The organism is Serratia sp. SM04, assembly GCF_040280225.1.
Classification (GTDB): domain Bacteria; phylum Pseudomonadota; class Gammaproteobacteria; order Enterobacterales; family Enterobacteriaceae; genus Serratia; species Serratia sarumanii.
Genome location: NZ_JBEOQT010000001.1, coordinates 673,874 through 682,355 on the forward strand (window position 1 = coordinate 673,874; position 8,482 = coordinate 682,355).

The 8,482-nt window shown below is 58.6% G+C and carries 10 protein-coding genes; 4 read left to right on the plus strand and 6 right to left on the minus strand.

Annotation, left to right across the window (positions count from 1 at the left end; genetic code table 11):
• Positions 1 to 199: 199 nt before the first annotated feature.
• From ABTW55_RS03020 to nlpE, 3 genes are read left to right on the plus strand one after another with little or no spacing between them, the layout of a single operon-like run.
• Positions 200 to 748, plus strand: coding sequence for a YaeQ family protein (locus ABTW55_RS03020; RefSeq protein WP_033635720.1), 549 nt, complete (start codon positions 200 to 202; stop codon positions 746 to 748).
• Positions 749 to 751: 3 nt separating this feature from the next.
• A complete protein-coding gene (gene arfB / locus ABTW55_RS03025; protein ID WP_028127523.1) occupies positions 752 to 1,165 on the plus strand; it encodes an alternative ribosome rescue aminoacyl-tRNA hydrolase ArfB in 414 nt (137 codons plus the stop codon).
• A gap of 29 nt (positions 1,166 to 1,194) precedes the next feature.
• On the plus strand, positions 1,195 to 1,878 hold the full coding sequence (gene nlpE, locus ABTW55_RS03030) for an envelope stress response activation lipoprotein NlpE (RefSeq protein WP_033655310.1): 684 nt from the start codon (positions 1,195 to 1,197) through the stop codon (positions 1,876 to 1,878).
• Positions 1,879 to 1,938: 60 nt separating this feature from the next.
• Here nlpE and proS read toward each other — a convergent pair whose 3' ends face one another.
• From proS to metN, 6 genes are all read right to left on the minus strand, one after another.
• A complete protein-coding gene (gene proS / locus ABTW55_RS03035) occupies positions 1,939 to 3,657 on the minus strand; it encodes a proline--tRNA ligase (RefSeq protein ID WP_033655309.1) in 1,719 nt (572 codons plus the stop codon).
• 120 nt (positions 3,658 to 3,777) lie between these two features.
• On the minus strand, positions 3,778 to 4,485 hold the full coding sequence (gene tsaA / locus ABTW55_RS03040; RefSeq protein ID WP_049195423.1) for a tRNA (N6-threonylcarbamoyladenosine(37)-N6)-methyltransferase TrmO: 708 nt from the start codon (positions 4,483 to 4,485) through the stop codon (positions 3,778 to 3,780).
• Entirely contained in the window at positions 4,482 to 4,886 is a 405-nt protein-coding gene (gene rcsF / locus ABTW55_RS03045; RefSeq protein ID WP_025304011.1) for an Rcs stress response system protein RcsF, read from the minus strand. The genes tsaA and rcsF overlap by 4 nt, the downstream gene beginning before the upstream one ends.
• Positions 4,887 to 5,000: 114 nt before the next feature.
• A complete protein-coding gene (locus ABTW55_RS03050) occupies positions 5,001 to 5,816 on the minus strand; it encodes a MetQ/NlpA family lipoprotein (RefSeq protein WP_033635716.1) in 816 nt (271 codons plus the stop codon).
• A 39-nt stretch (positions 5,817 to 5,855) separates the two neighbouring features.
• Positions 5,856 to 6,509 (minus strand): methionine ABC transporter permease MetI, encoded by a 654-nt coding sequence (locus ABTW55_RS03055; RefSeq protein ID WP_004932010.1) that lies wholly within the window; start codon positions 6,507 to 6,509, stop codon positions 5,856 to 5,858.
• On the minus strand, positions 6,502 to 7,533 hold the full coding sequence (gene metN, locus ABTW55_RS03060) for a methionine ABC transporter ATP-binding protein MetN (RefSeq protein WP_004932012.1): 1,032 nt from the start codon (positions 7,531 to 7,533) through the stop codon (positions 6,502 to 6,504). Before metN ends, ABTW55_RS03055 begins: the two co-directional genes overlap by 8 nt.
• Positions 7,534 to 7,721: 188 nt before the next feature.
• On the opposite strand from metN, the gene gmhB reads away from it, so the two are divergent.
• The gene (gene gmhB, locus ABTW55_RS03065) at positions 7,722 to 8,285 is read left to right on the plus strand and encodes a D-glycero-beta-D-manno-heptose 1,7-bisphosphate 7-phosphatase (RefSeq protein ID WP_033635715.1); all 564 of its coding nucleotides are present in this window, start codon (positions 7,722 to 7,724) and stop codon (positions 8,283 to 8,285) included.
• Positions 8,286 to 8,482: the final 197 nt, after the last annotated feature.

Here is an 8,482-nt window from a genome sequence, read left to right on the forward strand (position 1 = left end):
AGAACCTCTGCATCATCAAGACTACTATCGCGATGAGGCGCAGGCTCTTGGAGTTTTATCCTATCCCAGACGACTATAGCACAGCTGTTATGGAGTTATCAGCACCCCGGCACGCCTTTCGCACTGCCGCGGCCGGGCCGCGCTGGCGGCGTTCGGCCCTGATCAAGTACACTGTCGCCGGATAATAACGAGGTCACCCATGGCGCTGAAAGCAACCATTTATAAAGCCGCGGTCAATATCGCTGATATGGATCGTCACTTCTACCACGACGCCACGCTGACGCTGGCGCAACACCCGTCCGAAAACGAGCAGCGCATGATGCTGCGCCTGTTGGCCTGGATCTGCCATGCCGACGAGCGGCTGGTGTTCACCAAAGGGCTGAGCGCCGACGACGAGCCGGAGATCTGGCAGCGCAACGACCACAATGGGCTGGAAATGTGGATCGAGATGGGGTTGCCCGACGAAAAACGTATCCGCAAGGCCTGCAACCAGTCGCCGCGCGTGGTGCTGTACGCCTACGGCGAGCGCGCCGCGCACGTGTGGTGGCAGGGAATGCAGGGCAAGGTGGCCGGCTACAAGAACCTGAGCGTGCGTTTCCTCGACGACGAACAGCTGGCGCGCCTGACGGCGCTGGCCAGCCGCACCATGACGCTGCAGGCGACGTTGCAGGAGGGAACTATTTGGCTATCCGATGCTCAGAATAGTCTGGAAATCCAGTTCGCCGAGTGGCAGCTGGCGCAGGTGTGACCGGTGCTGGAACTGTCAAGAAACGTCGCCATACCGGATAATGAGCTGGAATTGACGGCGATCCGCGCGCAGGGCGCGGGCGGCCAGCACGTGAACAAAACCTCAACGGCGATCCATTTGCGCTTTGACATCCGGGCATCCAGCCTGCCAGAGTATTATAAGGAACGGCTGCTGGCGCTGAATCATCATCTCATTACCGCCGATGGCGTGGTGATTATCAAGGCGCAAGAGTATCGCAGTCAGGAATTGAATCGCGAAGCGGCGTTGGCCAGGCTGGCCGCGCTGATTCGGCAGGCGATGGTGGTGGAAAAAACGCGCAAGGCGACCAAGCCCACAAAAGGGGCCAAACTGCGTCGCCTGGAAGGCAAGGCGCGTAAAGGCGCCACCAAGGCGCTGCGTGGCAAGGTTCGCACTTAGGAATACATGAACACAGTAGGAGAATAACTGTGAAAAAAATTACGGTAGCCCTGTTCCTCGCGGCAGGCGCACTCTCGTTGTTGGGATGCAACAATCATTATCAGCCGAAGGAACAACCGCTGCAGCCGATGCCGCAGAGCTATCAAGGGGTGTTGCCTTGCGCCGATTGCGGCGGTCTGGAGACGGCGCTGTTCCTGGATGAGGATGGCACCTTCGTGCTGCAGGAAACCTATCGCGGCACCAAAGACGGCGATCAGACCTTTGCCGACTACGGCAAATGGGCGCGCACCGCGGATAAGCTGGTGCTGACCGACAGCAACGGCGAAAAACGCTATTTCCGCCCGGTGGGCAAGAGCCTGGAAATGCTGGATCGCAGCGGCGTGCCGATCGAGTCCAAGCTGAATTACCGTCTGGATCCGGTTGAGAAGCCGTTGCCTAAAACGCCGATGACGCTGAAAGGCAGCTACACCTATATGGCGGACGCGGCGGTCTTCAAGGACTGCGCTACCGGCAAAACCTTCCCGGTGGACAATAACATCGCGCTGGAGCAAGGTTACGCCAAAGCATACAAGACCGCCGGCGAGCCGGTATTCCTGACGTTCAGCGCGCACTTCAGCGTGCAGCCGTCGATGGAGGAAGGTCTGACCGAGAAGGCGCTGGTGCCGGACGGCAAAATCGTGTTTGACCGCAGCAAGAACTGCAGCAGCAAATAAGCGATTTCGGATATAAAAAAACCCGCCTAGGCGGGTTTTTTACTTTCTGGTATTCGTCGCTTAGCGTTTGATCTGGCCCAGCAGGAAATCAACGATTTCGCCGGTTTTGATCATTTGTTTCTCGCCGACGCGGCGGTTCTTGTACTCGATCTCTTCGTTGTCGAGATTGCGGTCGCCGATAACGATAGAGTGCGGCACGCCGATCAGTTCCATATCCGCGAACATCACGCCCGGGCGCTCTTTGCGGTCATCGAGGATCACGTCGATGCCGTGGGAGCGCAGGGTGTTGTACAGCTCTTCGGCCAGCGCCTGCACGCGGAACGACTTGTGCATGTTCATCGGCAGGATAGCGACCTGGAACGGCGCGATGGCGTCCGGCCAGATGATGCCGCGTTCGTCGTGATTCTGCTCGATGGCGGCGGCCACGACGCGCGTGACCCCGATGCCGTAGCAACCCATGGTCAGCACCTGGTTGCGGCCGTCTTCGCCCTGCACGGTCGCTTTCATCGCTTCCGAGTACTTGGTGCCGAGCTGGAAGATATGGCCCACTTCGATGCCGCGTTTGATCAGCAGCGTGCCCTGACCGTCCGGGCTGGCGTCGCCGTCCACCACGTTACGGATATCGGCCACCTGCGGCAGCGGCAGATCGCGCTCCCAGTTGATGCCGAAGTAGTGTTTGCCGTCGACGTTGGCGCCGGCGCCAAAGTCGCTCATCGCCGCCACGCTGCGGTCGGCAACCACCGGCATCGGCAGGTTGACCGGGCCGAGTGAACCCGGGCCGGCGCCGACGATGGCGCGAATTTCTTCTTCAGTGGCGAAGGTCAGCGGCGTGGCAACCTGCGCCAGCTTCTCGGCCTTGACTTCGTTCAGCTCGTGATCGCCGCGCACCAGCAGGGCAACCAGCTTGTGGCCGCTCTCTTCGGTGGCGCGCACCATCAGCGTCTTCACGGTTTTTTCCACCGGCAGCTGGAACTGATCGACCAGCTCAACGATGGTTTTGGCGTTCGGCGTATCCACCAGACGCAATTCTTCGCCGGCCGCCGCGCGAGGCGCCGCCGGCGCGACCGCTTCCGCCAGCTCGATGTTGGCGGCGAAGTCGGAACCGGTGGAGAACACGATATCGTCTTCACCGCTGTCTGCCAGCACCTGGAATTCGTGCGAGGCGCTGCCGCCGATCGAGCCGGTATCGGCCTGCACCGGGCGGAAATCCAGACCCATGCGGCTGAAGATTTTGCTGTACGCTTCGTACATCGCGTCGTAAGTCTCTTGCAGAGACTCCTGCGAGGTATGGAAGGAGTAGGCATCCTTCATCAGGAACTCACGGGAACGCATTACGCCGAAACGCGGGCGCACTTCATCACGGAACTTGGTCTGGATCTGGAAGAAGTTCAGCGGCAGCTGTTTGTACGAGCTGATCTCGTTGCGGATCAGATCGGTGATCACTTCTTCATGCGTCGGGCCCAGCACGAACGGACGATCGCCGCGGTCGACGAAGCGCAGCAGCTCGGGGCCGTATTGCTCCCAACGGCCGCTTTCCTGCCACAGATCGGCAGGCTGAACCACCGGCATGGACACTTCGATCGCGTTAGCATTGTTCATTTCTTCGCGAACGATGTTTTCAACCTTTTTCAGAACGCGCAGGCCGGTCGGCAGCCAGGTGTAAAGACCGGAGGCCAGCTTGCGGATCATCCCGGCGCGCAGCATCAGCTGGTGGCTGATCACTTCGGCGTCGGCGGGTGTCTCCTTCAGTGTGGAGAGCAGATATTGGCTAGTACGCATGGTGTTTTGGTTCCGTTAGAACTGCAAATTGCATCGGGCTGCCAGAGTGGCGGCCAAAAGTGACAAAAGTGGTTTAGTTTACCAGCGCGAGCGGGTCGCCAAAAGAGAGGCGGCGGAATTTTAACGCGGGTCGAGCGCCAACACTTCGGTATGACCGTCCACGACGCGCCAGCGCACGTTGAAATCCAGCAGCCAGACGGCGTAATCCCGTTCGACGTCCTCTCCTTTACGATAGGCGGGACGGGGATCTTGCGCCAGCACCTGGCTGATAAAACGCCTTAATTGCGGATAACGCGCCTGATGTTGCTGCAGCTGCTGCTCGGCCTGAGGCGCGAAACGCACCGGCATATCGCCGGCGGGCGCGGCCTGGGCAAAACCGGCGCGGGCCTGCGGTTGGCTCTCGGCGAACGGCAGATAAGGCTTGATGTCTACCACCGGGGTGCCGTCGACCAGATCGAGGCTGCCCAGCTCCAGCACCACTTCGCCGTTTTTCACCCGCACGCCTTTCAGCTCAATGAGGGACATGCCGAGCGGGTTGGGGCGGAAGGTGGAGCGGGTGGCGAATACGCCCATGCGGGCATTGCCGCCTAAACGCGGCGGGCGCACCGTCGGCCGCCAGCCGCCTTCCAGGGTTTGATGGAAAATGAACATCACCCACAGATGGCTGAAATCGCTGAGGCCGCGTACCGCCTCCGCCTGGTTGTAAGGTGGCAGCAGCAGCAGTTCGCCGCCACCGTCTTCGACCAGCCCCGGCTGGCGGGGAACGGCGAATTTTTCTTTATATGGCGAGCGGATCACGCCGATCTGCTCGAAAACGAATTCGGTCATTTGGACGAGACGTTAAGCGCCGAGCCCTGGCAGACGGCCTGCTGGTAACAACCGGCGACGCCGCTGACAATCTGGCAGTCGTGCAGCAGCACGGCGTTGGCCTTCATGTAAGACGCGCGGATCTGCATGCGTTTACGGGCGGTAGCCAGATTCGGTGGGGAGTCTTGTACGGTGGTTTGGCACGATTCGCCGGACACTTCACCCAGATCGCGGAATGGCTTGCCCACGAGCTCTTCTGCACTTTTGTACAGTTTTACCGGAGCGGGGCGGGCGGCCGGCGTGGTCTTGGCCGGGGCGGTAGTGGTCGGCTTGCTGGTGCTGTTTGTTGAGGACGGCGCGATACGTTGCGATGAACATCCGGCCAGCGCGAGCGCTAACAAACAGAGAGGTAAAACACGCATTGAGATTCCTCTGCCTTAATGAAAGTGGCGCTATTGAAGCAATCTATGGCGGAAATAACAAGACGGGCCTTGGCCCGTCTTGCAATTATAGGAATAAAATTGACGAATAAGCGCTTACCAGCCTTTCACCGCACCGCCGTTGAAGATTTTGTTGGCGGCGGCGTCCACTTCGTCAGACTGATAGGCCTGCACGAATTTCTTCACGTTTTCCGCATCTTTGTTATCTTCGCGCGCAACCAGCAGGTTGACGTAAGGCGAGTCTTTATCTTCCACGAACAGGCCGTCTTTCGCCGGCGTCAGACCGATCTGGCTGGCGTAGGTGGTGTTGATCACCGCCAGCGCGATCTGCTGATCGTCCAGAGAACGCGGCAGCTGAGGCGCTTCCAGCTCAACCAGCTTCAGGTTTTTCGGGTTCTCGGTCACGTCCAACACGGTCGGCAGCAGGCCAACGCCGTCTTTCAGTTTGATCAGGCCGACTTTCTGCAGCAGCAGCAGCGAACGGCCCAGGTTGGTCGGATCGTTAGGCAGTGCGATCTGAGAACCCTCTTTCAGCTCGTCCAGCGATTTGATTTTCTTGGAGTAACCGGCGATCGGGTAAACAAAGGTGTTGCCGACCGGCACCAGCTTGTAGCCGCGATCTTTGATCTGCTGATCCAGGTATGGCTTGTGCTGGAAGGCGTTCAGATCGATATCGCCTTTGCTCAGCGCTTCGTTAGGCAGCACGTAGTCGTTGAAAGTGACCAGTTCAACGTCCAGACCGTATTTCTCTTTTGCCACTTTCTGAGCCACTTCGGCCACTTGCTGCTCAGCGCCGACGATCACGCCGACCTTGATGTGGTTCGGATTCTTTTCATCCTGGCCGCAGCCCGCCAGAGCCAGAGAGCCGATCAGTGCGCCAATTGCCGCGATGGATTTAAATTTTAACGACATATCCCTTCCTCATTAGACTCGCATTAACATGCTGTGAAACTATTTATGGGTAACGGCTTTGACGATGCGATCGCCGCAGAACTGGATCAGATAAACCAAAACTACCAGTAATACTAATACGGTATTCATCACTGTGGCGTTATAACCGATATAACCGTATTGGTAACCGATTTGGCCCAGACCGCCGGCGCCGACTGCGCCGCCCATGGCGGAGTAGCCCACCAGGGTGATCAGCGTGATGGTCGCGGCGTTGACCAGGCCCGGCAGGGCTTCCGGCAGCAACACTTTCTTGATGATCTGCATCGGCGTGGCGCCCATGGCGCGCGCCGCTTCCACCAGACCGGACGGGATCTCCAGCAGGGCGTTTTCCACCATGCGCGCGATGAACGGCGCGGCGCCCACGGTCAACGGCACGATGGCCGCCTGCAGACCGATAGAGGTGCCGACGATCATGCGGGTAAATGGAATCATCCAAACCAGCAGGATAATGAACGGGATAGAACGGAAGATGTTCACCAGCCCGGACAGGATTTTATACAGCGAGTTGTTGGCGATGATCTGCCCCGGGCGGGTGACATACAACAGCACGCCTACCGGCAGGCCGAGCACGAAACCGAAGAAGCCGGAGACAAAGGTCATCATGACGGTTTCCCACACGCCACGCGCCATCAACCACATCATTGCCTCAGACATAACCCAGAACCTCTACTTTTACCTGATTTTCCTGCAGGAACTTAATCGTCGCCAGCGCGTCTTCGTCGCTGCCGTGCAGCTCCGCCAGCATCACGCCGAATTTCACGCCGCCGGCATAATCCATCTGGGCGCTGATAATGTTGTTGTTCACGTTGAAGCGGCGAGCGGCTTCAGACAGCAGCGGCGCATCGACCGACTGGCCTGTGAACTCCAGGCGCAGCAGCGGTTGGCGGTCGCCCTGACGCTCCGGCGACAGGCGCGCGGCGTAGTCGTCCGGGATATCCAGATGGAGCGTGGACTGAATGAACTGCTGGGCCAGTGGGGTTTTTGGGTGCGAGAATACTTCGCTGACGCTGTCTTTTTCGATCAGTTGCCCCTGGCTGATGACCGCGACCTGGTCGCAGATGCGTTTCACCACGTCCATTTCATGGGTGATCAGCAGAATGGTCAGGCCCAGCCGGCGGTTGATGTCTTTCAGCAGTTCCAGGATGGAACGGGTGGTGGCCGGATCCAACGCGCTGGTGGCTTCATCGCACAGCAGCACTTTAGGATTGCTGGCCAGCGCGCGGGCGATCGCCACGCGCTGTTTCTGGCCGCCGGACAGATTGGCCGGGTAGGCGTCGTGCTTGTCCGCCAGGCCGACCAGCTCCAGCAGTTCGGTCACGCGCTTTTTGATCTCGGCGCGCGGCGTATTGTCCAGCTCCAGCGGCAACGCCACGTTACCGAACACCGTGCGGGAAGAGAGCAGGTTGAAGTGCTGGAAGATCATGCCGATTTGGCGACGGGCGCGCGTCAGTTCGCTTTCCGACAGCGAGGTCAGATCCTGACCATCGACCAGCACCTGGCCGGACGTTGGGCGCTCCAGCATGTTGGCGCAGCGAATCAGCGTGCTTTTACCGGCGCCGGAGGAACCGATGACGCCATAGATTTGCCCGGCAGGGACGTGAAGGGTCACGTCAGAGAGCGCGGTAATGGTGCGCGAACCCTGCTGGAACACTTTAGTGATGTTAGAAAGTTTAATCATATTCTTCTTATTTTAGCGTGGTTGCCCGTGGCTAGATAAAAGTAAACCTCGGCGTGGAACCAAGGTATGGATCAGATGTTAAGGCGTCTAGACGTCCAAGTCAACGGCCTGCGACGTTCTCCGGCGTTCTCAGTGCGGGGTAAAACATGCGATACTGTCAGCGTATACAGGCCCTCAGGAGCAAAGCGGTGACACAAAGCGTTCCAGCAATTTTTCTCGATCGTGACGGTACGATTAACGTTGACCATGGCTATGTCCATGAAATCGACAACTTCCACTTTATTGACGGCGTGATTGACGCCTGTCGCGAACTCAAAAAGATGGGCTTCGCGCTGGTAATGGTGACCAACCAGTCCGGCATTGCGCGCGGCAAGTTCAGCGAAGACCAATTCATGTACCTGACCGAGTGGATGGACTGGTCGCTGGCCGATCGCGACGTTGACTTCGACGGCATCTATTTCTGCCCGCACCATCCGGAGGCGGTAGTAGAAGAGTATCGTCAGGTGTGTGACTGCCGTAAACCGCAGCCGGGCATGCTGCTGCAAGCGCAGCAGGAATTGAACATCGATATGGCCGCTTCTTATATGGTGGGCGATAAACCGGAAGATATGCAGGCGGCGATCGCGGCCGGCGTCGGCACCAAGGTGCTGGTGCGTACCGGCAAGCCGGTGACGGAGCAGGGCGAAAAGCTGGCCGATTGGGTGCTAAATAGCCTGGCGGACCTGCCTGAAGCCATCAAAAAGCGGGTTTAATAGGCGTTACGAATGAATAGTGAGCGGTCAGATAAAAAATGCATATTATCGCTTGTCATTCTGAACCGGCTCCCTATAATGCGCCTCCATCGACACGGCGCAAGTGATTCACTTCACACAGCGGCCGGGAAGAAAGAGAAAAAATCCTGAAAATTAGGGTTGACTCTGAAAGAGGAAAGCGTAATATACGCCACCTC